This is a genomic window from Streptomyces sp. NPDC001816 (assembly GCF_042892235.1).
Classification (GTDB): Bacteria; Actinomycetota; Actinomycetes; order Streptomycetales; family Streptomycetaceae; genus Streptomyces.
Genome location: NZ_JBIATY010000020.1, coordinates 67,199 through 91,832 on the forward strand (window position 1 = coordinate 67,199; position 24,634 = coordinate 91,832).

The 24,634-nt window shown below is 70.1% G+C and carries 23 protein-coding genes; 17 read left to right on the plus strand and 6 right to left on the minus strand.

The features are described from left to right. Positions 1-98: 98 nt before the first annotated feature. Positions 99-941 (minus strand): diacylglycerol kinase, encoded by an 843-nt coding sequence (locus ACFYZZ_RS43265; protein WP_389188951.1) that lies wholly within the window; start codon positions 939-941, stop codon positions 99-101. A 212-nt stretch (positions 942-1,153) separates the two neighbouring features. On the opposite strand from ACFYZZ_RS43265, the gene ACFYZZ_RS43270 reads away from it, so the two are divergent. From ACFYZZ_RS43270 to ACFYZZ_RS43285, 4 genes are all read left to right on the plus strand, one after another. Beyond that, on the plus strand, positions 1,154-2,437 hold the full coding sequence (locus ACFYZZ_RS43270; RefSeq protein ID WP_389188954.1) for an adenylosuccinate synthase: 1,284 nt from the start codon (positions 1,154-1,156) through the stop codon (positions 2,435-2,437). Between the two features lie 120 nt (positions 2,438-2,557). After that, the gene (locus ACFYZZ_RS43275) at positions 2,558-3,082 is read left to right on the plus strand and encodes a hypothetical protein (protein ID WP_389188958.1); all 525 of its coding nucleotides are present in this window, start codon (positions 2,558-2,560) and stop codon (positions 3,080-3,082) included. Positions 3,083-3,320: 238 nt separating this feature from the next. After that, entirely contained in the window at positions 3,321-5,138 is a 1,818-nt protein-coding gene (locus ACFYZZ_RS43280) for a bifunctional metallophosphatase/5'-nucleotidase (protein WP_389188961.1), read from the plus strand. Positions 5,139-5,329: 191 nt separating this feature from the next. After that, positions 5,330-6,502: a S8 family serine peptidase gene (locus tag ACFYZZ_RS43285; protein ID WP_389188964.1), complete on the plus strand. Its 1,173-nt coding sequence runs from the start codon at positions 5,330-5,332 to the stop codon at positions 6,500-6,502. A 64-nt stretch (positions 6,503-6,566) separates the two neighbouring features. Here the strand turns inward: ACFYZZ_RS43285 and ACFYZZ_RS43290 are convergent, their stop codons facing one another. From ACFYZZ_RS43290 to ACFYZZ_RS43300, 3 genes are all read right to left on the minus strand, one after another. Then, a complete protein-coding gene (locus ACFYZZ_RS43290; RefSeq protein WP_389188967.1) occupies positions 6,567-7,217 on the minus strand; it encodes a hypothetical protein in 651 nt (216 codons plus the stop codon). Between the two features lie 148 nt (positions 7,218-7,365). Further along, positions 7,366-8,061, minus strand: a complete 696-nt coding sequence (locus ACFYZZ_RS43295; protein ID WP_389188970.1) for a GntR family transcriptional regulator — start codon at positions 8,059-8,061, stop codon at positions 7,366-7,368. Between the two features lie 111 nt (positions 8,062-8,172). After that, positions 8,173-9,528 carry an aspartate aminotransferase family protein gene (locus tag ACFYZZ_RS43300; RefSeq protein ID WP_389188973.1) on the minus strand — a complete coding sequence of 452 codons (1,356 nt, stop codon included), beginning with the start codon at positions 9,526-9,528 and terminating at the stop codon, positions 8,173-8,175. A 211-nt stretch (positions 9,529-9,739) separates the two neighbouring features. On the opposite strand from ACFYZZ_RS43300, the gene ACFYZZ_RS43305 reads away from it, so the two are divergent. Beyond that, on the plus strand, positions 9,740-11,737 hold the full coding sequence (locus ACFYZZ_RS43305) for a protein kinase (RefSeq protein WP_389189090.1): 1,998 nt from the start codon (positions 9,740-9,742) through the stop codon (positions 11,735-11,737). Between the two features lie 129 nt (positions 11,738-11,866). Continuing rightward, positions 11,867-13,405 (plus strand): substrate-binding domain-containing protein, encoded by a 1,539-nt coding sequence (locus ACFYZZ_RS43310; RefSeq protein ID WP_389188976.1) that lies wholly within the window; start codon positions 11,867-11,869, stop codon positions 13,403-13,405. Between the two features lie 36 nt (positions 13,406-13,441). Here the strand turns inward: ACFYZZ_RS43310 and ACFYZZ_RS43315 are convergent, their stop codons facing one another. After that, entirely contained in the window at positions 13,442-14,191 is a 750-nt protein-coding gene (locus tag ACFYZZ_RS43315; protein WP_386573065.1) for an SLATT domain-containing protein, read from the minus strand. Between the two features lie 287 nt (positions 14,192-14,478). Between ACFYZZ_RS43315 and ACFYZZ_RS43320 the strand changes: the two genes are divergently transcribed. From ACFYZZ_RS43320 to ACFYZZ_RS43370, 11 genes are all read left to right on the plus strand, one after another. Then, complete coding sequence (locus ACFYZZ_RS43320; RefSeq protein ID WP_359070508.1) at positions 14,479-14,823, plus strand: YbaB/EbfC family nucleoid-associated protein; 345 nt, start codon at positions 14,479-14,481, stop codon at positions 14,821-14,823. A 55-nt stretch (positions 14,824-14,878) separates the two neighbouring features. Then, on the plus strand, positions 14,879-15,478 hold the full coding sequence (gene recR, locus ACFYZZ_RS43325) for a recombination mediator RecR (protein WP_386573066.1): 600 nt from the start codon (positions 14,879-14,881) through the stop codon (positions 15,476-15,478). Then, positions 15,471-16,145 (plus strand): DUF5063 domain-containing protein, encoded by a 675-nt coding sequence (locus ACFYZZ_RS43330; protein ID WP_389188981.1) that lies wholly within the window; start codon positions 15,471-15,473, stop codon positions 16,143-16,145. Before recR ends, ACFYZZ_RS43330 begins: the two co-directional genes overlap by 8 nt. 142 nt (positions 16,146-16,287) lie before the next feature. Then, entirely contained in the window at positions 16,288-16,455 is a 168-nt protein-coding gene (locus ACFYZZ_RS43335; protein WP_389188984.1) for a hypothetical protein, read from the plus strand. A 98-nt stretch (positions 16,456-16,553) separates the two neighbouring features. Next, positions 16,554-17,366: a helix-turn-helix domain-containing protein gene (locus ACFYZZ_RS43340; protein WP_389188987.1), complete on the plus strand. Its 813-nt coding sequence runs from the start codon at positions 16,554-16,556 to the stop codon at positions 17,364-17,366. Beyond that, positions 17,359-17,601: a DUF397 domain-containing protein gene (locus tag ACFYZZ_RS43345; protein WP_389188989.1), complete on the plus strand. Its 243-nt coding sequence runs from the start codon at positions 17,359-17,361 to the stop codon at positions 17,599-17,601. The genes ACFYZZ_RS43340 and ACFYZZ_RS43345 overlap by 8 nt, the downstream gene beginning before the upstream one ends. 56 nt (positions 17,602-17,657) lie before the next feature. Then, complete coding sequence (locus ACFYZZ_RS43350) at positions 17,658-18,809, plus strand: NUDIX domain-containing protein (RefSeq protein WP_389188992.1); 1,152 nt, start codon at positions 17,658-17,660, stop codon at positions 18,807-18,809. A gap of 189 nt (positions 18,810-18,998) precedes the next feature. Then, on the plus strand, positions 18,999-20,270 hold the full coding sequence (locus ACFYZZ_RS43355; protein ID WP_389188995.1) for an aspartate kinase: 1,272 nt from the start codon (positions 18,999-19,001) through the stop codon (positions 20,268-20,270). Next, positions 20,270-21,349 carry an aspartate-semialdehyde dehydrogenase gene (locus tag ACFYZZ_RS43360; RefSeq protein ID WP_389188998.1) on the plus strand — a complete coding sequence of 360 codons (1,080 nt, stop codon included), beginning with the start codon at positions 20,270-20,272 and terminating at the stop codon, positions 21,347-21,349. The genes ACFYZZ_RS43355 and ACFYZZ_RS43360 overlap by 1 nt, the downstream gene beginning before the upstream one ends. Positions 21,350-21,671: 322 nt before the next feature. After that, entirely contained in the window at positions 21,672-22,364 is a 693-nt protein-coding gene (locus ACFYZZ_RS43365) for a SigE family RNA polymerase sigma factor (RefSeq protein WP_389189001.1), read from the plus strand. A 143-nt stretch (positions 22,365-22,507) separates the two neighbouring features. Further along, the gene (locus ACFYZZ_RS43370) at positions 22,508-23,584 is read left to right on the plus strand and encodes a hypothetical protein (RefSeq protein ID WP_389189004.1); all 1,077 of its coding nucleotides are present in this window, start codon (positions 22,508-22,510) and stop codon (positions 23,582-23,584) included. Between the two features lie 43 nt (positions 23,585-23,627). Here ACFYZZ_RS43370 and ACFYZZ_RS43375 read toward each other — a convergent pair whose 3' ends face one another. Then, positions 23,628-24,452, minus strand: a complete 825-nt coding sequence (locus ACFYZZ_RS43375; protein WP_389189007.1) for an SURF1 family protein — start codon at positions 24,450-24,452, stop codon at positions 23,628-23,630. Positions 24,453-24,634: the final 182 nt, after the last annotated feature.

Genomic DNA, 24,634 nt, shown 5'->3' on the forward strand with positions numbered 1-24,634 from the left:
AGCAGGATGGTGGAGGGAGAACCGGTCCCTCAAGGGGTCGGCACGGTTAAATATTTGTCACCAGACCTTTAGGGCCGGTCCGGGGGGCCCGCAGGACGTCAGTGCTGGGCGGGCAGCGTCAGCGCCCAGGCCGCCTCGCGCACGGTCCACGTCCGGCGTCGTACGGGCCCCGAGACCTGCGCGTCGGCCCGGTAGCGGAAGTCCGACCCGATCACCGTCACCGCGCGGCCACGGGCCCGCAGCGGGGTCGCTTCGGCGCCCACCGACAGCGGCCGGACCTCCACCTCGGCCATCCCGCAGGAGCCCGGCGTCACCGACACCGCCTCCACGGGCTGGTCCAGGTCCACGAGCGTCTCGCCGTCCAGCTCGACCCGGAGCCGGGACGGGCCCGGGGCCGGTACGGCCGGCAGCCGGGGCGGGCGCGCGGCCAGGGTGCGCACCAGGGAGCGGTACGTCGTGCGCAGCCAGGGACGCCCGGAGGGGACGCCCACCGGCTCGGTGGCGCCCGAGGCCGCCCGCACCGGCGCCGGCGGGATGCCCAGCGCGCCCAGGACGACCCCGTCGCTGTCGTCCACGAGCAGGTCCAGGCGCCGCTCCGCGCCGTCCAGCACGGCCCGAGCGGCCGCGACCGCACCGGCGGGCACGCCGAGGGACTCCGCCAGGGCCGCACCCCCGACCGGGACCACCGACAGTGCACATCCGGCCAGCTCGCGATGGCGGTGCAGCAGGGTCACCGCGCGGACCAGCGCCCGGTCGTCGCCGACCACGACCGGGCGCCGGGACCCTCGCCGGCCGAGCGCCCGGGCGAATTCCTCGGGGCCGTCCGGCAGGCACACCTTGGTGGTCGCACCCGCGCTGAGCACGTCTTTCGCGATCCGTACGGACTCTCCGTCGGTCTGCCGTGCTGCCGGATCGATGATCACCAGCAGCTGTTCGGACATCGCGAAAGTCGCCACCTCGGTCCTGCCTCGCTTCCTCGGGTAGCATCTTTGTGCAAGAGCCCCTTGCGCTATTGCGCCAGGGGCTTCGTCTATTCCGGGGCATCCGGTCCGACGGTTGTGCGACCAAAGGCGGTCGCGGTGGTACGCGGCGGTGAACCTTACGCCCCTGCCCCCGACCTTGGACATGCCCCGCCCGGAAGGGGTGTACGCGCGTGCCCGCACTTGTGCTGCTCGGTGCTCAGTGGGGTGACGAAGGCAAGGGGAAGGCCACCGACCTGCTCGGTGGCTCGGTGGACTATGTAGTGCGTTACCAGGGCGGCAACAACGCCGGCCACACGGTGGTCGTCGGCGACCAGAAGTATGCACTCCACCTCCTCCCTTCCGGAATCCTCTCTCCCGGTTGTACGCCGGTCATCGGCAACGGTGTCGTCGTCGACCCGTCGGTCCTGCTCTCCGAGCTGAGCGGTCTGAACGAGCGTGGCGTCGACACGTCCAAGCTCCTGCTCAGCGGTAACGCGCACATCATCACGCCGTACAACGTGACCGTCGACAAGGTGACGGAACGCTTCCTCGGCAAGCGCAAGATCGGTACGACCGGCCGCGGCATCGGCCCGACCTACGCCGACAAGATCAACCGCGTCGGCATCCGGGTCCAGGACCTGTACGACGAGTCGATCCTGCAGCAGAAGGTCGAGGCGGCCCTCGACGTCAAGAACCAGCTGCTCACCAAGCTGTACAACCGGCGCGCCATCTCCGCCGACCAGGTGGTCGAGGAGCTGCTGGGCTACGCCGAGCAGATCAAGCCGTACGTCACCGACACCGTGCTGGTCATCAACCAGGCGCTGGAGGAGGACAAGGTCGTCCTGTTCGAGGGCGGTCAGGGCACCCTGCTCGACATCGACCACGGCACGTACCCCTTCGTCACCTCCTCGAACCCGACCGCGGGCGGCGCCTGCACCGGCGCCGGCGTGGGCCCGACGAAGATCAGCCGTGTGATCGGCATCCTCAAGGCCTACACGACCCGTGTCGGCGCCGGTCCCTTCCCGACCGAGCTGTTCGACGAGGACGGCGAGGCGCTGCGCCGCATCGGCGGCGAGCGGGGCGTCACCACCGGCCGTGACCGCCGCTGCGGCTGGTTCGACGCGGTCATCGCCCGCTACGCGACCCGTGTGAACGGCCTGACCGACTTCTTCCTCACCAAGCTGGACGTCCTGACCGGCTGGGAGGAGATCCCGGTCTGCGTGGCGTACGAGATCGACGGCAAGCGCGTCGAGGAGCTGCCGTACTCGCAGACCGACTTCCACCACGCGAAGCCGGTCTACGAGACCCTGCCCGGCTGGTCCGAGGACATCACCAAGGCGAAGTCCTTCTCCGACCTCCCGAAGAACGCCCAGAACTACGTCAAGGCGCTGGAGGAGATGTCCGGCGCCCCGATCTCCGCGATCGGCGTGGGCCCGGGCCGGGACGAGACGATCGAGATCAACTCGTTCCTCTGATCCGGATCAGGCACTGACACGCCCCCGTTCGGCTCCGGCCGGCGGGGGCGTCGTGCCGCGTCCGGCATTCAGGGTATTTCGCGTTACTTAGTCCCCTCCTGCGGTATTCCTCCTTCCGCGTTGAAGATCCAAAACAGCAAAAGAGGAGGAGAAGTACATGCGACGCATCGCGCTCGGGCTCGCTTCGGCTGCGTGCAGCACCGTGCTGGCCGCAACGCCGGCACTCGCCCAGAACCCGCACTTCAGTACGCGAACAACGAGATCAACGACAACGGGACCCTCACGACCTCGTTCAAGGAGGTCGGCCTGGGTACCGGAACCGACAGCGTCCGGATCACGCTCACGGCGAACGCGACCGCTGTCTACCAGTGCTTCAACAATGGCGGCCACCACCCCAAGGCAGGAAACAAGGAGACCCTGCAGAGCGACGTGATCACGTCCGGCGACTTCCCCGTGCGCAACGGGCAGACAACCGGGAGCTTGATCGTGGGCCCGCTCGACCCGGGTGGCTTCAGCTGCCCGTCGGGACAGACGCTGTTCCTGGAGAGCGTGAAGTACTCCAACACCTTCGTCAGCGATGCGGCCGGTAACACGCTGAAGGCCACGCCCGACCCGATCTCGCGTGAGCTTCACATCCAAGTCTGACGGCTGCGACACCAGCCCCACGCGCAGGGGCACGAGGGAGCGCCCCTGCGCGGTCTGCGTACTGCGGTTCCTGCTCAACCCCTCCGACCGGCAGGCCCGTCCCTGCTGACCCATCCTTGACCCGGACATGACCCACTCCTGGTTTCCGGAGGACTGGACTGACGACACGATCTACGCGTGTAGTCACAGCACGGATCGTCCAGTTGCTCGCATCACTCAGCCCTCCCAGGAGCCCCGAATGCCCGTCAACCCCATGAACCGCCGGGAGTTCGTGAAGAAGTCGGCCGTCACCGGGGCGGCGGTGGCAGCCGCCGGTTCCGTCGGGGCCGGCACCGCGCAGGCGGCCGAGCAGAAGCCCGAACAGGCGCCCCGCACCTGGTCGTTCTCCATCCTCGGCACCACCGACCTGCACAGCCACGTCTTCGACTGGGACTACTACAAGGACGCCGCCTACACCGACAAGGCGGGCAACTCCGTGGGTGTGGCCCGGGTGGCCACCCTGATCAAGCAGCAGCGGGAGGCGAAGGGCGAGCACCGTGTGCTGCTCGTCGACGCCGGCGACATCATCCAGGGCACCTCGCTGGCCTACTACTTCGCGCGCGTCGACCCGATCACCGGCACCGACGGCAAGCGCGGCCCAAAGCACCCGATGGCCGTCGCCATGAACCACATGCGCTACGACGCCGCCGCCCTCGGCAACCACGAGTTCAACTACGGCATCGACACGCTGCGCAAGTTCGAGAGCCAGTGTCGCTTCCCGCTGCTCGGCGCCAACGCGCTGGACGCGAAGACGCTGCGCCCCGCCTTCCAGCCGTACACCGTGAAGCGGATCTGCGTGCCGGGCGCCCCGGACATCAAGGTCGGCATCCTGGGCCTCACCAACCCCGGTATCGCGCTGTGGGACAAGGACAACGTCAGCGGCAAGATGGTGTTCCCGGGCCTGGTCGAGCAGGCGAAGAAGTACGTGCCGCGGATGCGCGCGCTCGGCTGTGACGTGGTGTTCCTGACGGACCACTCGGGCCTGGACGGCTCCTCGTCCTGGGGCGACTCGCTCCCGTACGTCGAGAACGCCTCGAACCTGGTGGCCGAGCAGGTGCCGGGCATCGACGCGATCCTGGTGGGCCACACGCACGTCGAGGTGCCCTCGTACACGGTGAAGAACGCGGAGACCGGCGAGGAGGTCCTCCTCTCCGAGCCGTACTGCTGGGGCTACCGCCTGAGCGTCTTCGACTTCGAACTCGAACTCCACCACGGCCAGTGGAAGGTGACGAGCAAGACGGCGCAGACCCTCAACCCCAAGGACGTGGACGAGGACCCGGAGATCAAGAAGCTCCTGGAGGCCGACCACGAGCTGGTCGTGAAGTACGTGAACACGGCGGTCGGCACCTGCACGCAGGACCTCTCCGCGGCGGAGTCCTGCTGGAAGGACGTGCCGATCATGGACTTCATCCACAAGGTCCAGATGGAGACGGTGAAGGCCGGACTCTCGGCCTCGGACGCGGCGCTCCCGCTGATCTCGGTCGCCGCGCCCTTCAGCCGCACGGCCGACATCCCCCAGGGCAACGTCACCATCAAGGACATCGCCGGGCTCTACATCTACGACAACACCCTGTACGGCAAGAAGCTGACGGGTGCCCAGCTCAGGAACTACCTGGAGTTCGGGGCGAAGTACTACCACCAGGTCCCGTCCGGCACGAAGGTCGACACCGCGACCCTCACCAACGCCAACAAGTTCTGGGACTACATGTACGACACGGCGGCGGGCGTCGACTACGAGATCGACATCGCGCAGCCCGAGGGCTCCCGGATCAAGAACCTCACCTACAACGGCGCCCCGGTCGCCGACGACCAGGTCTTCGTCGTGGCGGTCAACAACTACCGGGCGAACGGCGGTTCGGGCTACCCGCACATCGCCTCGGCGCCGATCGCCTACAGCTCCACCAACGAGATCCGCCAGCTGATGATCGACTACGTGACGGCGAAGAAGACGCTCGACCCGGCGGACTTCGCGGTCACCAACTGGAAGCTGACGCAGGACGGGACACCGGTGTTCTGAGCAGGCCGTCAGCCGTGGATCTGTCCCACGCCGCCGCTGGGACAGATCCACCCGTTGCAGCCTGCCGGGGTGGAGAGGCTGGGCCGGGCGGCGGGCTGTCGCGTGTCGGTCGGGCGGGATGCGGGGCGGTTGTGCTCAGAGTGGCGTTCGGGACGGGGGTCTGCCTGGCCTCGGGTCCTTGAGGGAGCGTCATGTGGGTGCGTCTGATCAAGTCGCTGGTCGCGGCTGCCGTGGTGCTGGCGAGTGTGGTCGCCGGGTCTCCGGCTGCTCAGTCGCGGACCTCGGCCCAGCCTGTCTGCGTGGACACGCGCGCTCCTGATCGGGCGTTCTGCCAGTCGCTGGTCCGTACCGACGTGCCCGCGATCCGGGTCCTTCAGCCGCGCCAGCTGCCGGCCGGCTACGGGCCGCAGGAGATTCACAGCGCCTACGGGCTGCCTTATGCCGGTCCAGGCGCGACGGTCGCCATCACCATCGCCTACCACAACCCGAACCTGGAGAGCGATCTGGCGGTCTACCGCAGCCAGTTCGGCCTGGCGCCGTGCACGAAGGCCAACGGGTGCCTGCGCGTGGTCAACCAGTCCGGTCAGCCCTCGCCGCTCCCGGCCACCGTCGACCCCGGCTGGGCCATGGAAGAGGCCCTGGACGTGGACGCGGTCAGCGCGGCCTGCCCACAGTGCAGGATTCTGGTCGTCGAGGCCGCCAGCAATCTCACCAGCAGCCTGCTCGCGGCGGTCGACCAGGCCGTCGCACAGGGCGCGAAGTTCGTGGCCAACAGCTGGGGTGCCAGTGAGTACTCGGGCGAGGGCTCGCTCGACTTCCACTTCCGGAACCGTCCGGGTGTCGCCTTCACCTTCGCCTCGGGCGACACCGGAGGCCAAACCCTCTACCCCTCCGCCTCGCCCTACGTCACCTCGGTGGGCGGCACCACGCTGAGCAGGAGCTCCACCGGGCGCTTCGCCGAAAGCGCCTGGAGCGGCAGCGGCAACGGCTGCTCCGCGTTCGAACCCAAGCCGCTCTTCCAGCACGACGGGTTCTGCCCCAGCAAGCGCACCACCGCCGATGTCTCCGCAGACGCGAATCCCGCTACCGGCCTGGCGGTATACGACACGGTCCCCTTCAACGGCCGCTCCGGCTGGATGATCGTCGGAGGCACCAGTCTCGCCGCGCCGCTGATCGCCGGCATGTACGCCCTGGCCGGCACGCCCGCCGCCGGCACTTACCCCAACTCCTACCCCTACGCGCACCCCCAGAACTTCTACGACATCGTCACCGGCTGTGCCGGCACGTTCTGCGCGGGCACGGGATACGACCCGCCCACGGGCATCGGCGCGCCCCGCGGCCTCCTTGGCCTGCGCGCCTCCTGACGGTCACTTCGTAGCGTGCGTGAGGATATTTGTGACTTCGGCGTCGTCGGCTTTGTCGGCCTCGTCAGCTGAACACGATCATCGATCCCTGCGCCAGGGACCGCGTCGCCGCCGCGTGCAGACCGAGCCACACGTGGCGCTCGCGGGCGAAGGGGCTGGGGTCGTAGGGCGCCGGTACCGCGGGCTCCTCCAGTTCGGTGGGGGCCGCCGGCGGTGCCGGTGCCGCCGGCGGGTTGGCCGGGTCGATGCCGATCGTCGGGGCGACGAGTTCGAGTTCCCTGAGCAGGGACTGGGAGGAGCCCAAGGGGCCGCCGCCGGCGAGGAGTTCGTCGCTGGACAGCGGGTGCGGGAAGTCGACCGGGACGTAGGCGCCCGCGTGGTCGTAGTGCCACACCAGGTGGGACTGCTGGGCCGTCGACTCGAACATCTCCAGCAACTGCTCGTAGTCACCGCCCAGCTCGCCCACCGGGGTCACCGGCAGCCCGCACACCTGGAGCAGGTAGGCCCGGCGCAGGAAGTGCAGCGCGTCGTAGTCGAAGCCGGCCACCGGGGCGACGTCGCCGGACAGGCCCGGCATGTACTGGTACACCGGCACCGGTGGGAGACCGGCTGCGGCCAGCGCGTTGTTGTAGTGCGCGAGTTCCTCGGCGAACGGGTTGTCCGGGGTGTGGCACAACACGTCGACGAGCGGGACCAGCCACAGGTCACAGGCCAAAGGACAGCTCCTAGTGTGGGTCGATCAGAGGCCGCACTCCGCGGGGCAGGGCGTTCAGGAAGCGTAATCGCTGAGGGCCATGCCGAGGCCCCCTGGTGCGACTTCTACCCTCTGTCCGGCTTGTTCGCACGGCACGTGACGTAGCCGATCAGGGCTGCTCGGCCAGGCTCTCGATGAGCGCGAGGGAGTGGGTGTTGGCCGCGGCCACGATGGCCTGGGCCGCCTCGGCGTCGCGGCGGGCCAGGGCGTCGACCAGTTCGGTGTGGTCGGCCCACAGGTGGTGGCGCACGTCGGGGAGGCGGCGCAGGTGCTGGACCGCGCAGACCCAGGACTGGACCCGCAGGCGGTGCAGGAAGTCGGACAGGTAGGGGTTGCCGAACAGGCCGCTCAGTTCGCGCCAGAAGCGCAGGTCGTAGCCGATCAGCACGGTCAGGTCACCGGCCGCCGCGGCCCGCTGGGCCTCCTCCCCGCGCCGGCGCACCGTCGCCAGGGCCGCCGCCGTCCGCGGGTCCTCCGCGGCGGTGAAGGCCGGGTGGTGGGTGGTGAGAGCCTGGAACATGCCGTCGGTGACCAGGCTGCGGGCCTCGATCATGCCCCGGTAGTCGGCCAGCGAGTACTCGGGGACGCGGAAGCCGCGGTGCTGGTCGGCCTCCAGGATGCCCTGCGCGGACAGGTCGACCAGCGCCTCGCGGACCGGGGTCGCCGAGACGCCGTACTGGTCGGCGATCTCCTTGACCGTGACCGCCCGGCCCGGCTGCAGCCGCCCCGCCAGCACCTCGTCACGCAGCGCGTCCGCGATCTGCTGGCGCAGGGTGTTGCGCGTCACGGCGCCGTTGCCGGGCATCGTCCGGGCCTCTCCTCACACGTATGGGTGACGCACTCGTAGGTGCTCGTCATCTCTTACGAGCACGTCACCTTACGCGTTCGGGTCGCCCCGGCGGCAGCTGCCGTTCGGTTACGCGGTGTACTCGTCGGCGACGCCCAGCGCCGCGTCCAGGGCCGCCAGGCCCTCCTTCAGCTCGGCCTCGGAGACGTTGCAGGGCGGGACGATGTGGGTCCGGTTCATGTTGATGAAGGGCCACAGTCCGTGCTGCTTGGCGGCGGCACCGAACGCGGCCATGGGTGCGTTCGCCTCGCCGGCCGCGTTGTAGGGCACCAGCGGCTCCCGGGTCTCCCGGTTCTTCACCAGGTCCAGCGCCCAGAACATGCCGACGCCTCGGACCTCGCCGACGCTCGGGTGCCGCTCGGCCAGCTCGGCCAGGGCGGGACCGACGACGCTCTCGCCGAGCCGCTTGGCGTTCTCGACGACGCCCTCCTCCGCCATCACGTTGATCGTGGCGACGGCGGCGGCGCAGGCCAGCGGGTGCCCGGAGTAGGTGAGCCCGCCCGGGTAGGGCCGCTTGCCGAAGGTCTCGGCGATCTTCTCGGAGATGGCCACACCGCCGAGGGGCACGTAACCCGAGTTCACACCCTTGGCGAAGGTCATCAGGTCCGGCACGACACCGAACAGGTCCGCCGCGAACCACTCACCGGTCCGCCCGAACCCGGCCATGACCTCGTCCAGGATGAACACGATCCCGTACTTGTCACAGATCTCCCGGACGCCGGCCAGATAGCCCGGCGGCGGGACCATGATCCCGGCGGTGCCGGGCACGGTCTCCAGGATGATCGCGGCGACCGTCCCCGGCCCCTCGAAGGCGATCGTCGTCTCCAGGTGCTCCAGCGCCCGCGCGGTCTCCTGCTCCTCGGTCTCGGAGTAGAAGCGGGAGCGGTAGAGGTAGGGCGCCCAGAAGTGGAGGACACCGGCGCTGCCGGTGTCGGAGGGCCAGCGGCGCGGGTCACCGGTGATGTTCACGGCCTGCTGGGTGCCGCCGTGGTACGAGCGGTATGCCGAGAGCACCTTCGGGCGGCCCGTGTGCAGCCGGGCCATGCGCACCGCGTGCTCGACGGCGTCGGCGCCACCGTTGGTGAAGAAGATCTTGTCCAGGTCGCCGGGGGTCCGCTCGGCGATCAGCCGGGCCGCCTCCGAGCGCGCCTCGACGGCGAACGCGGGCGCGAACGTCGTCATCTTCGCCGCCTGCTCCTGGATCGCGGCGACGACCTTGGGGTGCTGGTAGCCGATGTTGGTGAAGACGAGTCCGCTGGTGAAGTCCAGGTACCGCCTGCCGTCGTAGTCCCAGAAGTACGACCCCTCGGCGCCGGCGACGGCGAGCGGGTCGATGAGGTCCTGGGCGGACCAGGAGTGGAAGACATGCGCACGGTCCGCGGCCTTCACCGCGGCGCCGGCTTCGGGGCTGAGCTGAGGGGTCATGCGGGCGAGCGTAAATGTCCGGGATGCGGACGCGACATCGGCGTCCTGTTCCGTGGGCGGGGCTTTTCCGCGACAGGTTGTCGACGTGGTCGACGTGGTCGACGTGCGACGGCACCGCTGTTACTGAAACGTAGACCCAGGTCCGCGCGGCTCCCCGTGCGATCGCACTATTCTCGGTCCGTTGCAGACCTATGGGGGGAAGGCGGCGCGGATGGACAAGCTGGGTCCGGGGGATCCGCAGCGGATCGGGGCGTACCGGCTGCTCGCGCGGCTCGGCGCGGGCGGTATGGGGCATGTGTACCTGGCCCGGTCGGACCGGGGCCGTACCGTCGCCGTGAAGCTGGTCCGCGAGGAGCTGGCCGAGCAGGAGGAGTTCCGGGCGCGGTTCCGGCAGGAGGTGACGGCCGCACGGCGGGTCGGCGGGCACTGGACCGCGCCCGTGCTGGACGCGGACACCGAGGCCGCGGTGCCCTGGGTGGCCACCGGGTACGTCGCCGGGCCCAGCCTGCAGCAGGTCGTCTCACACGATCACGGGGCGCTGCCCGAGCGGTCGGTACGGATCCTCGCGGCGGGGCTCGCGCACGCGCTCAAGGACATCCATGCGGCGGGGATCGTGCACCGGGATCTGAAGCCGTCCAACGTGCTCGTCACCATCGACGGGCCGCGGGTGATCGACTTCGGGATCGCGCGGGCGATGGAGACCATGGCGGGGGACGGGCTGACCCGTACCGGGTCGCTGGTGGGGTCGCCCGGGTTCATGGCGCCCGAGCAGGTGCGGGGGGACCGGATCACGCCCGCGTGCGACGTCTTCTGCCTGGGGTCCGTGCTCGCCTATGCCTCCACCGGTGTGCTGCCCTTCGGCGGTGCCAACAGTGGGGTGCATGCCCTGATGTTCCGGATCGCTCAGGAGGAGCCGGATCTGGAGGGGGTGCCGGAGGGGATCGCGGATCTGGTGCGGGACTGCTTGAAGAAGGATCCCGCTGCTCGGCCTTCGCTGGACCGGATTCTGGAGCGGACGGGGGCGGAGGACACGGTGTCCGGGGGGCGGTCCCGGGATCCGTGGCTGCCGGGGGCGTTGGTGGCGCAGCTGGGGCGGCATGCGGTGCAGTTGTTGGATGCGGAGGATCCGGCGTCCGATTCGTCGTCGGGTGCGGGTGGCCCCGGTGGGGCGGACTCGCCGTCGGCGGGTGCGGGTGCGCCTGGCGGTCCGGCTGCGGCTGCGGGTGTCGGTGCGCCGGGTAGTCCGGGGGTGCCTGCTCCTGCCTGGGTGCATCAGCAAGGGGGCGGTGGGTCGTCGCCTGAGCATGCTTCTGCTGCTGATGATGGTTCTGCGGCGCCGCCCTCGCCCTCGATGCCGGGTGGTGGGGCCGTCAATCATCTGCCGACCGTGGTCTCCGGGCAGACCCCGCCGCCCGGTCCGCCTCCCGCCGCCCCGGGGTACGGTGCGGCGGCCGGGCCGTATGCCTCGCCGGGGCAGTACGGGTATCCGCAGCAGCCCCAGCAGCATCCTCAGCTCCATGCCGCCGCCTACGGCTACCCGCAGCAGCCGTACAACCCCTACGGCGGGGGCGGGCTCGGTTCCACCCCGCCCTACGGGCCGCCGCCGGTCGGGGTTCCGCAGGAGCCCGAGCGGAGGAACGGGCGGTCCACCGCGTTGCTCGTCGTGATCGCGTTGGTGGTTGCGCTCGGTGCGGGTGGGTCGGTGTATGCGCTGATGAATCGTGGCGGGGACGACGGCAAGGCCGGGGGGACTACCAGTCCTGCGCCCACCGTCACCACCACCGCGCCGGGCGGTACCTCGCCGGCGCCCACTCCCACGACCTCGGCGCCGTCCTCCTCCGCGCCCGCGGACGGGGTGATCCCGGCCGGGTACCTCGGCACCTGGGAGACCACGATCGACAACTCCAGCGGGACCAACACCCGGCAACTGACCATCCAGCAGGGGAAGGTGGGCGACACCGTCCTCACGCTCGTCGCGGACGGGCCCACCGAGGGCGGTGGCACGTACCACTGCGTGTTCGAGGCGGAGCTGACCGAACAGCCGGGCAGCAACGGGCCGTTGGAGATCGGGCCGTCGAGCGTCAGCTCCGGCGAGCCGCTGTCCTCCTGCTCGCCGGGTGAGGCCACCGAGGTCACGCTGCTGTCGGACGGGCGGCTGAAGCGGGTGAAGAGGAGCGGCGGGGAGAGCCTGACGTACACCAAGCAGTGAGGTGAACCCGCCTTCCTGTCACGGCTGTTGAACGCTGGGCGAACTTCGGCCCACGCGTCCGGTTCGTCCCCTTCCTTGCGCGTACCGTGACCTCACCATCCGACTCCGGGGAGTGGCGGGGGCACCCACATGGAGTGGCTGAGCGCGGAGAACGTCGTCGCCATCGGCACGGCGGTGCTGGGCATCGTCGCGTCCGCGGGCATGGTCTGGTACGAGCGCCGGGTGCCGCGCCGCAAGCGTGTCGGCTACCGCGTGCAGATGGACAACCCCATCATCGGCGACGACGTCCGTTCGGGCCGGGCCAACCGCCGGCTCGGCCTCTTCCTCTTCGACGGGGCGCCGGACATGAGCGACGCCACCCTCGTGCTGCTCCGCATCGAGAACGACGGCTCGCAGGGCATCGACCGCGACGACTACACCAGCCCCGAGCGCCATGGGCTGACCGCGGTGTTCACGGACCGTACGGTGCGCGGTGTCTCGGTCACCCAGCCGACCGACACCGACCACCTGATGGACCACTTCACCGCCGAGCGCGGCTTCGGGTACGAGGGCAACACCCTGCGCATCCCGCGCGTCCCGCTGAACCGGGGTGACCACTTCAAGCTGCTCGTGCTGCTGTCCGGCGGGGATGTCGGCCGGGAGATCCGGATCGTCGGCGGGATCAGGGAGGGCGAGGTCCATCCCAACCGCAGCGCCACGCCCGACGACAAGCCGCCGCTGTTCAGCCGGGCCTCCCGGATGATCACCATCATGCTCACGGTGTGCGTGGTGACCCTGGCGGCGATCGTCGTGGCGCGCGACGACGCGCCACCGCCGATCGGCTGCGAGAAGGGGACGCTGACCCTCACGGGGTCGACCGCGTTCGAGCCGGTGATGCGGGAGGTGGCGAAGAAGTACGAGGAGGACTGTGCGGGGGCGACGGTCACGGTGGATCCGCATGGATCGACCGCGGGGACAAGGGAGTTGGCCACAGCCGGCACCCAGGCCAAGGGGCACGGCTCACCGCCGTTGATCGCCCTGTCCGACGGGCCCAAACCCGCCGACATGCCGGAGCTGCGCGAGAACCGCGTCGCGCTGTCGGTCTTCGCACTGGTCGTGAACGACGACGTGGGTCTGACGAACCTCTCCACGGCGGACGTACGGCGCCTCTACCAGGGCGAGATCACCAACTGGCGGCAGCTGGGCGGGCGTTCGCTGCCCGTGCACCTGGTCAGCCGGGACGCCAACTCCGGTACCCGGCAGGTCTTCCAGCGGCGTGTGCTGGGGCGGGGCGAGATGGCGAACTCCTCCGTCGACTGCGTCAACAAGGACTATCCGACGGCCCCGGTGACGCGGTGCGAACTCGACTCCACTGACCAGGTGCTGACCCAGGTGGCCAGGCTTCCCGGCGCGATCGGCTACAGCGAACTCAACCTGGCCGGCCGGGCGAACAGCCTCCACGTCCTCTTCCTGGACGGCAACGCCCCCTCGGTGGACGCCATCGAACACGGCCACAGCCCCTACCCGTACCGAGAGATCGAGTACGCCTACACCTACGGCCGGCCGCCCGCGGACTCGCTGGCGTCGAGCTTCCTGACGTACCTGTCCAGAGGAAACGGCCAGAACATCGTCCGCACGCACGGCCACGTCCCGTGCTGGACCCCAGAGGGCATGAAACTGTGCGCGTAGCCGGTTGACGCACCAGGTGTCTGACGCACCAGGTGTCTATCGAGGCTCAGGCGGTCGCTGGCGGGGCATGTTCGGGCGGGTGCCGTTCGCCGGTGGCAGCGGAAACCGTCCCACAGGGCTGCCCGAATCCACCCGCGCCCCGGACGCCACCGCCGCCTGGATGCCCAGCGGTGCCGAACCCGTGCGGAACTCCACCATCCAGTCGGCCGTCTCCGTGCGCACCAGCTCCATCACGTCCTCGGAGAACCGCCGCAGCACCCCCAGGCACCGCTCGGCCGCCTCGCCGGCCGTCCCCTCGGCCGGTCCCAGAACCTCCCGCACGCTCTCCGACGCCCAGTCGAACTGCAACGCCTGCAACCGCCGCTGCACAGCCTGCGCGGTCGCCACGTCCCTTATCCAGCCGGACGTGACCCCGAAGAACCGGTCGACCGCGACACACGCCACCGCGAGCATCAGCGCCAGATACCCCCAGGGCGCCACCCCGCCGACCACCCCGGTCAGGTCCAGCAACGGCAGCGCGGCCCCGCACACCGCCCCCGCCGCCGCCCCGGCCCGCAGCGCCCGCGCCCCGCGCCGCTTCCACACCCGGTCCGCGAGATACCAGGACGCCGTCTGCAGTGCCCCTCGCTCCACCCACCGGTACAGCTCGTCGAGCCGCTCGGCGGGCTCCCCCCAGTCCCCGAGCGGGAACGACCGCCCGGTCAGATCGCCCGGCCGCAGCCCGGCCGCACCCTCGCCCCACCCGTCCTGAGGCGGACCCTCGGGCTGCATCTCCGGCTGAGCCACCCGGCACTCCCTACTGAACACGACAACACGACACTGAACACGGCCCGTCACACTGCGTGACATTGCATGCCGACGCGCGCCACTCTTCCTACCGCCCAATGGGTGGCGGGAACGTAGCTTTCCCCTCTTTTCCGCCCGGAAGAGGGCCTTGATCAGGTATACGTCTGCCACTGCTATCACTCGAAAGAGTGGCGGGGCGATGGTCGCGTAGACCACGTAGGCTCGTGCACAACGGAGAATCGACAGAATCGACGCCGCAGGCGAAGACGAGGAACCAGGAGCTGATCGTGATCCCCGGTGGTGGCCAGCCCAACATGCAGCAGTTGCTCCAGCAGGCCCAGAAGATGCAGCAGGACCTGCAGCGGGCGCAGGAGGAACTGGCGAACACGGAGGTCGACGGGCAGGCGGGCGGCGGACTGGTACGGGCCACCGTCACCGGTTCCGGCGAGCTGCGCGCCCTGAAGATCGACCCGAAGGCCGTGGACCCGGAGGACACCGAGACCCTCGCCGACCTCATCGTGGCGGCCGTCCAGGCGGCCAACGAGAACGCGCAGACGCTCCAGCAGCAGAAGCTGGGCCCCCTGGCGCAGGGCCTGGGCGGCGGCAGCGGCATCCCCGGCCTGCCTTTCTAAGACGGGCCGTGGCCAACTACCGTACGTACTGAAAGACTCCAGGAAGGGCAGTCCGTTGTACGAAGGCGTGGTTCAGGACCTCATCGACGAGCTGGGGCGGCTGCCCGGCGTCGGTCCCAAGAGCGCGCAGCGGATCGCCTTCCACATCCTGCAGGCGGAGCCGACGGACGTCCGCCGGCTCGCCCAGGCCCTCCTCGAGGTGAAGGCGAAGGTCCGCTTCTGCGCGACCTGCGGCAACGTGGCACAGGAGGAGCTGTGCAACATCTGCCGCGATCCTCGCCGCGACGCCTCGGTCATCTGTGTCGTGGAGGAGCCCAAGGACGTCGTCGCCATCGAGCGCACCCGCGAGTTCCGCGGCCGTTACCACGTGCTCGGCGGCGCGATCAGCCCGATCGAGGGCGTCGGCCCCGACGACCTGCGTATACGAGAACTTCTCGCACGGTTGGCCGACGGGACGGTCACGGAGTTGATCCTGGCCACGGACCCGAATCTGGAAGGCGAGGCCACGGCCACGTACCTCGCCCGCATGATCAAGCCCATGGGCCTCAAGGTCACCCGCCTGGCCAGCGGCCTCCCGGTGGGTGGCGACCTGGAATACGCGGACGAGGTCACCCTCGGCCGCGCCTTCGAGGGGAGACGACTCCTAGATGTCTGACGCCACGCTGCACGCGACCGGTCACAACCCGGACGACTTCGCGGTCCAGATCGCGGACCAGGTCGAGAGTTTCCTGGTGGCCGTCACAGAGGTGGCGAAGGGCGACGAACCCGACTCGGCCGTCCCCTTCCTGCTTCTGGAGGTCTCCCAGCTCCTCCTGGCCGGCGGTCGCCTCGGCGCGCACGAGGACATCGTCCCCGACGAGCGCTACGAGCCCGACCTCGGCCCCGAGGCGGACGTGGACGGGCTCCGTGAGAACCTGGCCCGGCTCCTCGACCCCATCGACGTCTACTCCGAGGTCTTCGACCCCTACGAGCCCCGCAAGGCGCCGGTCCCGGCTCGTATCTCCGACGACCTCGCCGACATGATCACCGACCTCCGCCACGGCATGGCCCACTACCGCGCGGGCCGCACCACGGAGGCCCTGTGGTGGTGGCAGTTCTCCTACTTCTCCAACTGGGGCCCCACGGCCTCCGCCGTCCTGCGCGCCCTCCAGTCGATCCTCATCCACGTCCGCCTCAACCAGCCCCTGGAGGAGCTGGACGGCCTCGACACCGACCAGGCCACCATGGGCGACGAGACCCTGGAGTTCGAGGCGGGCCGGGTCATGGCACAGGAGATCGGCGGACCGCTGGGGATGCGGCCGGCGAGGCAGAAGCAGAAGTAGGGGCGAGTTTCGCGACGCCCACTGGACGGGCTCGTTTCACTCGTTGAGCTGAAGAGCCGGCGGGACTGGTACCGCGAGTCGATCCCCCTTGCCGAGGCCCGCTACGACGAGTACCGGGCCGCCGGCTCAGGTGGCCGAGTCGATGGGGATCTCCCACGCCCGCGTGTCTCAGATCGAGCGGGGGGAGATCCACAACTTGGAGACGATGCGCGCGTACGCGGAGGCGCTCGGGGCCGCGTGTACGGCGTCGAAGTGGACGCCGATGAGGTGGAGTTGGTGGCCGGAGTCGGTGATCCAGCCGAGGCGGTGAATTGCGTTCGTCATGGTCACACGATGGCGTCGGCAGGGCTACGCTCGGTAGCGGCTGAGGTGGTACTCGCTGTGGTGTATCGACCGGAGGTGGGCGCGATGTCGGGCCAGAACAACTCCCAGCCGCCAGTGGCATGGCGCTACAGCGGTGACCAAATGAAGCGCTGGCGCACGAAGGCGGACGTCAGCCGGGAGAAGCTGGCCTCCGCCGCCAACTACTCCCCGGCCACCATCGAGTCGATGGAGCGCGGGGTGCGCAGACCGACATCGCGCGTACTGGACGTGGCGGACGACCTGTGCGGTGCGCAGGGGATGCTGAGCGCGGCGAAGGAGTTCCTGAACCGGGAGCGGTTCCCTGCGCGGGCGCAGGACTTCATGGAGCGGGAGAAGGAGGCTACGAGTCTCTGGACGTACGAAAACTCGCTTGTGCCGGGGCTGTTGCAGACGAGGGGATACGCCCGCGCCCTCATCGACAACCGCATCCCGCCGCTGGACGAGGAGACGGTGGAGGAGCGTGTCACGGCCCGCATGGAGCGGCAGTCCATCCTCACCGCACGGAAACCGCCGGTGGGGCTGAGCTTCGTGCTGTACGAGGCGGTGTTGCGCGCCCCGCAGGTGGACGCCGAGCAACTGCACCGGCTGCTGGAGGCGGCGGCGCTGCGGAACGTCGTGCTTCAGGTGCTTCCTTTCGAACGGGCCATCCCTGCCGCGCTCCTGGGGTCCATGGTCCTGTTGGAGACCCGTGACCACGAGCGGTTCGCCTTCATGGAGGGCCAGTTCGCCAGCGAGCTTTCGGCCGATCCAGGGGTTGTCAGCCGGGTCACCGAGCGGCTTAGCATGATCCGCACGCAGGCTCTGGGGCCCGAAGAGTCGGCCCGGTTTATCGAGCGGATGGTGGGCAGTCGTGAGTGACCGGTTGAAGTGGTTCAAGTCGAGCTACAGCGACGACGAGGGCGGTGCCTGCGTGGAGGTCGCGCTGGACTGGTTCAAGTCGAGCTACAGCGACGACGAGGGCGGCAACTGCGTCGAAGTAGCTCTCTCCGCCGCCGTCCACGTCCGCGACTCCAAGGTCTCCGCAGGCCCCGAACTCCGCGTTGCCGCACCCGCCTGGGCGGCGTTCATCTCCGCAGTTCAGCCCGGGGCTTGAGCCTCGGGCATCTGCACCACGTTGGACACCGAGCCGCTGAAGGAGTACGTCGACTGATGCGTGGTGCCGAGGAGATCAACGCCGAGACATGGCACTCCTACGGGATCCATCACATCCGGCGCGGTACGCCCCTGCCCGACGTGGACCGGATCGCCTGGGGGCCCGGGGGAACCGGGCCGGGAGACGAGGCGCTCGGGGAGCTGACGGGGCGGCGTGTGCTGGACCTCGGCTGCGGGACGGCTCGGCATGCCGCACATCTCGTGCGCACGTACGGGGCGGTGCTGGACGCGGTCGACGCCTCGCGCAGCCAGATCGAGCGAGCCCGCACCCGCTACCCGGATCTGCCCGGACTCCGACTGGTCCACGCGGACGCCGTCGAGCACCTGCGCACGGCGGCGTCGTACGACGTCATCTACTCCCTCAGCGCGCTCCACTTCCTCGACCCCCACCGGCTGCTCCCCGCCCTGGCCCCGGCCCTCAAACCGGCCGGCCGGCTGTGCTTCACCGTGCTGCACACCAACTCCCAAGGAGACGGCCCTGATTCGGCCGTCGCTCCCCGCCCCGAGATCCTGCGGCTGGCCGGCGGCGGAGAGCTGACCGGCCAGATGTGGGTGCTCACCCCGGAACTTTGGGAGGACCTGCTCGTGCAGCATGGGCTGCGCGTGGAGGACGTCACCGTCCTCGACGCGCCGGAAGAGGGCAACCACGCTTCCTACCGGCTCTTCCAGGTCCGTCGGCCCGCCCGTGTCACCTCCCGCCCGCGTACCGTCGAGCCGCCCGTCGCCCATGCGGCGGTCGGTGTCGGCGCCGTGCTGCTCGGACCCCGTGGCGTGCTGCTGGGCCGACACCGGCGCGGGACGTTCGAGCTGCCCGGCGGGACCGTGGAGCCGGGCGAGTCGCTGCAGGAGACGGTGGTCCGCGAACTCGCCGAGGAGACCGGTCTGCACGCCGGCCCGACCGACGTCCGCCTTCTGGGAACGCTCGTCGACCAGGTCGGCGGGGTCGTCCGGATCACCGTCGGCGCGATCGTCACCGCTTGGCGCGGCGAACCGGCCGACCAGCCGAACGAGAGCGTCGGCGACTGGCGCTGGTGGCCCCTGGACGCGCTGCCACCGGGCCTCTTCGAATGCAGCGCCCAGATCCTCACCGCCTGGCGCCCCGACCTCCCGATCGACCACCCTCCGGCCCACTTCACCGGCTTTGCTTGAAACTTAATTCACAGTGGCCACTGTGACCCGGGGCACGTTTCGCGTGGTGTGCCGTGTGCTGGGCAGGTTCCCGGTCGCGAGCGCGTCGACCCCCACGCCTCCCGACGTCTCACCATGCGGGAGCAGGACGGTGGATTTCGGACGCTCGTTAGACTGAGCCGACACAAACGAACCGAGCGAGGAGCGCACGTGGGCCTTGTCGTGCAGAAGTACGGAGGCTCCTCCGTAGCCGATGCCGAAGGCATCAAGCGCGTCGCCAAGCGGATCGTGGAAGCGAAGAAGAACGGCAACCAGGTGGTTGTCGTCGTTTCCGCGATGGGCGACACGACGGACGAGCTGATCGATCTCGCCGGGCAGGTTTCTCCGATGCCTGCCGGGCGCGAATTCGACATGCTGCTGACCGCCGGAGAGCGGATCTCCATGGCTCTGCTGGCGATGGCGATCAAAAACCTGGGCCACGAGGCCCAGTCGTTCACCGGCAGCCAGGCAGGCGTCATCACCGACTCGGTCCACAACAAAGCCCGGATCATCGACGTCACGCCCGGCCGTATCCGGGACTCCCTGAACAAGGGCAACATCGCGATCGTCGCCGGGTTCCAGGGCGTCAGCCAGGACAAGAAGGACATCACCACGCTGGGTCGCGGTGGGTCCGACACCACGGCCGTGGCGCTGGCCGCCGCGCTCGACGCCGAGGTCTGCGAGATCTACACCGACGTCGACGGCGTGTTCACCGCCGACCCGCGTGTGGTGAAGAAGGCGAAGAAGATCGAATGGATCTCCTTCGAGGACATGCTGGAGCTCGCCGCCTCCGGCTCCAAGGTGCTGCTCCACCGCTGTGTGGAGTACGCCCGCCGATACAACATCCCGATCCATGTCCGGTCCAGCTTCAGCGGGCTGCAGGGCACGTGGGTCAGCAGTGAGCCGATTGGGGACAAGAAGGTGGAGCAGGCCATCATCTCCGGTGTCGCGCACGACACCTCCGAGGCCAAGATCACGGTCGTCGGCGTGCCGGACAAGCCGGGTGAGGCTGCCGCGATCTTCCGGACCATCGCCGATGCCGAGATCAACATCGACATGGTCGTGCAGAACGTGTCGGCGGCCTCCACGGGCCTGACCGACATCTCCTTCACGCTGCCGAAGACCGAGGGCCGCAAGGCCATCGATGCGCTGGAGAAGAACCGCGCGGGCATCGGCTTCGACTCGCTGCGCTACGACGACCAGATCGGCAAGATCTCCCTCGTCGGCGCCGGTATGAAGACCAACCCGGGCGTCACGGCCTCCTTCTTCGAGGCGCTGAGCAACGCGGGCGTGAACATCGAGCTGATCTCGACGTCGGAGATCCGTATCTCGGTCGTCACCCGTGCCGACGACGTGCAGGAGGCCGTGTGCGCCGTGCACACCGCCTTCGGTCTCGACTCCGACACCGACGAGGCCGTCGTCTACGGAGGCACGGGCCGGTAATGGCGCCGACCGGGAAGCCGACGCTCGCGGTCGTGGGTGCGACCGGAGCCGTCGGCGCGGTCATGCTCCAGATCCTGTCCCAGCGCGCGGACGTCTGGGGCGAGATCCGTCTGATCGCCTCCCGGCGCTCGGCCGGCCGCAAGCTGGCCGTGCGCGGGGAGGAGGTCGAGGTGGTGGCCCTCACGGAGGACGCCTTCGACGGGGTCGACATCGCCATGTTCGACGTGCCCGACGAGGTCTCCGCCGAGTGGGCGCCGATCGCCGCCGCGCGCGGTGCGGTCGTCGTCGACAACTCGGGCGCCTTCCGGATGGACCCGGACGTACCCCTCGTCGTCCCCGAGGTCAATCCGCACGCGGTGCGCAGCAGGCCGCGCGGGATCGTCGCCAACCCCAACTGCACGACCCTGTCGATGATCGTCGCCCTGGGCGCGCTGCACGCCGAGTTCGGGCTGCGCGAGCTGGTGGTGTCGTCGTACCAGGCGGTGAGCGGGGCGGGCCGGGCCGGGGTCGAGACGCTGCGGGCCCAGCTGTCCCTGGTCGCCGGGACCGAGCTGGGGACCAAGCCCGGCGACGTACGGCGGGCCGTCGGGGACGACACCGGGCCCTTCCCGGAGCCGGTCGCGCTGAACGTCGTCCCGTGGGCCGGATCGCTCAGGGAGGACGGCTGGTCGTCGGAGGAGATGAAGGTGCGGGACGAGTCCCGCAAGATCCTCGGACTGCCGCAGCTGCCGGTCGCCGTGACCTGTGTCCGGGTGCCGGTGATCACCACGCACTCGCTCACCGTCCACGCCCGCTTCCAGGGCGAGGTGACCGTCGACGGCGCCCGCGAGATCCTCGCCACGGCGCCCGGTGTCGTGCTCTACGACGACCCCGCCGCCGGTGAGTTCCCCACCCCCGCCGACGTGGTGGGCACCGACCCGACCTGGGTCGGGCGGGTGCGCCGGGCCCTCGACGACCCGACCGCGCTCGAACTCTTCGTCTGCGGCGACAACCTGCGCAAGGGCGCCGCGCTCAACACCGCGCAGATCGCCGAGCTGGTCGCCGCGGAATTCCGGGGAGAGACACCCGCCCGCGGATAAGACGTTTGTAGTATCCAGTTAAGAAATGTGGCCGGGAGCATGGTCAAAAAACCTTGAACCGCGCTCCCCGGCGACAGAGGATTTTCCTCCCCGCTCCTCGCAACCATGCGAAGGGCGGGGAGCGTCTTTGCGGTCACCTTTGCGGGGCGTGAGACGTGAGGATCCTGGCGTGGGGACGCCGTGATCGGGGCGTGGGGACGCCCGTTCAAATGGGACATAGGGGAAGAGCGGGACGCATGACGGCACTTGGGACACCGTCGGTTGTCGGACATGTGACGCCCGGCACGTACAACCCTGGCGGGGGGAGACGTGTCCAACTGGCGTGGCAGAGGTACTCGAACTCAGTGCGGCCCGCGGCACCGCCGCGCTCCGGCCGCCCCGCGCGGCGCTCCGGCCGCGCATTCCCGGCGGCATGCCGGTGATCGCGCCCATGCCCGCAGCGCGGCCCGCCCGCATACCCAGTCAGCGTGACGGCTCCGACGACACGGCGGCCGCCACCGCCACCGCGGACACCGCGGTCGCCGGCACGACCGTCGACCACCTCACCGAGACCTACCGGGCGCACTACCGCTCCCTGCTGGGCCTCGCCGCGCTCCTCCTCGACGACACCGCCTCCTGCGAGGACGTCGTGCAGGAGGCCTTCATCCGCGTCCACTCGGCCCGCAAGCGCGTCCGCGACCCCGAGAAGACCCTGGCCTACCTGCGGCAGACGGTCGTCAACCTGTCCCGCTCCGCCCTGCGCCGGCGCATCCTCGGCCTGAAGCTCCTCTCCAAGCCGATGCCGGACATGGCGAGCGCGGAGGAGGGCGCCTACGACTCGCTGGAGCGGCGCGACCTCATCAAGGCGATGAAGGGTCTGCAGCGCCGCCAGCGCGAGGTCCTCGTCCTGCGCTACTTCGCGGATATGACGGAGGCCCAGGTCGCCGAGACGCTCGGCATCTCGCTGGGCTCGGTGAAGGCGTACGGCTCGCGGGGCATCGCCGCGCTGCGGGTAGCCATGGAGACACCGGCATGAGCGAGCACGCCGAAGGGGGCGATTCCCATGAAGGTCCTTCCGGTGAAGGCCACTGTGAGGGACGCCATGAGCCCTACGCCTGGCTCGACCCGACGAAGCACCACGAGCAAGAGCACACGCAATCGCACGCTGGGAACGGAACTGTGAACCACGGCCCCGAAGAAAAGGGCCCCGAGGGGCTTGGCCCGGGCCCGGACGGGCTCGGCTCGGACGAGCTGGACCTGCGCCGGCTGCTGCACTCCGCGGTCGACGACCTGGAACCGCGCACCGGCACGCTGGACCATCTGCGCAAGGCGGTGCCCGCCCGACGGGCCCGCAAGCGCCAGGCCGCCGTCGGCATGGCGGCCGCCGCGCTGTTCGTGGGCACAGCGGTCCCCGCGCTGATCCACGTCTCGAACTCCGCGGGCACCGACACCAACACCGCCATGGCCGGGCAGTCCTCCCAGGCCCAGGGCGGCGCCACCCAGGGCAAGGACCCGGACGGCGGCTCCAGCAGCGTCGGCGGCTCCCACGGCAAGACCCCCGGGCACGGCAAGGACGGCACCAAGGGCGGTGAGCCGGGCAAGACCGGCGGCAACGGCACCGGCTCGACCACCGGCGCCAACCCGTCCGCCACCGTCGCCGCGGGCACCCCGGTGTGCACGGCGGCCCAGCTCGGCTCCGCCACCCAGACCGTCAACGCCCCCGACTCCGCGGGTGTCGTCTACGGCACCTTCCGCGTCACCAACATCTCCACCGCCGGCTGTGTCGTCGGCGGCCCCGGCACGATCGGCGCCTCGGCGCAGGGGGCCGCGGATCCCGCCAAGGTCCTCAGCGCCCGGCATGTGGCCGGGGACGCGGCGGCCTCCCTGCCCGACCCCTCCCTGGAGGTCGCGGGTCTTGTCCTGCAGCCGGGTGCGGCCTACGAGGAGAAGTTCGCCTTCGTGCCCTCCGAGACCTGCCCCGCCACCGGTGGCACCCCCACCACCGGCGGCTCGGACACCGGCGGCCCCTCGCCCGACCCGACGCCCAGCCAGGACGCCGGCGCCACCGGGAGCACGGACACCGGCACCACGTCCTCCGGCACCACCACCCAGCTCGTCACCGAGGACGGCGCGACGGCCGACGGCAGCGTCCTGGTCACCCACACCGCGCAGGTGGGCTCGCCCACCATCTCGGCGACCGTGCCGAACGCGTGCGCCGGGACGGTGTACTACACCGAGGTGCTCGCGGGGGCGTAGTCAGGAGCTGCGTGGTCAGGAGCCGCGTGGTCCGAGGCCGTGGTCAGACCGTGGCGGCCGGGGCGGAGGTGTCCTCCTGCCCCTCCTGCCCGTCCTGCTCCTCCTGCTCCTGCGGCACCAGGCCGAGCGCCGCGTCCCGCTGGAACTCCACCTCGCGGCGCAGCAGCCGGAACCACATGAAGACCACGAAGCCCGCGAAGACGAACCACTCCCCGGTGTAGCCGAGGTTCTGGAACGCCTTCAGGTCGAGACCGGTGCCGGCCGGCGCGGTCGCGGGCACGGCCTTCATCCCCGCGTCGGCCTTGTCGAGCGTGACCCACGCGTCGTAGACCTTGTCCGGCACCAGGTTCACCAGCGAGGCCGCGCTGATCGCCGCCGTCTGCCCGGCGGGCAGCCCGCCCTGGGCACCGACCCCGTTGTCCCCCGGGGTCTCGGAGGCCTGCAGCGCGCCGGTGACGGTGACCTCGCCGGCCGGCGCGGCGGGGGCCTTCGCCGGATCCGCCTTGCCGGGCAGCCAGCCCCGCACCACGGGCAGCGCCCTGCCGGAGTCGGTGCGCAGCAGCGTCAATACGTAGAAGCCCTGCTTGCCGTCCAGCTCCCGGCCCGGCACGAGCAGCTGCCTGCCGTACCGGCCGCTCGCGGTGGCCCGGCGTCCCGAGGTGCTCTTGTCGACGGGCAGCATCTCGGCCAGCGGACGGGCCGCCTCGTGTCTGCCGGAGGCGGCCTGCTCGGTCGCGGCGCGGTGGTCCTGCACCCGCCCCTCGAACCGGCTCAGCTGCCACGACCCCATGAAGACGCAGAACGGGATGGCGAGCAGCACGAAGACGTTGATGCCCCACCAGCGGGGTGTCAGCAGAAACCGGTACACGCCCTCAACGGTACGGCGCCGTTCCGGGGGCTCGGGCGGGGGGTTCGGCTCGGACGTGTGTGCGGAGTGGGTGGGCGCGAGGTGCGGAGGCGGTGGCGTGGTCGGGAAGTTATCCACAGGCTGGGTACACCTGCCAGCGCATTGTGGGTGGGGCCAGGCAATATGGGCGCATGACTGGGGCC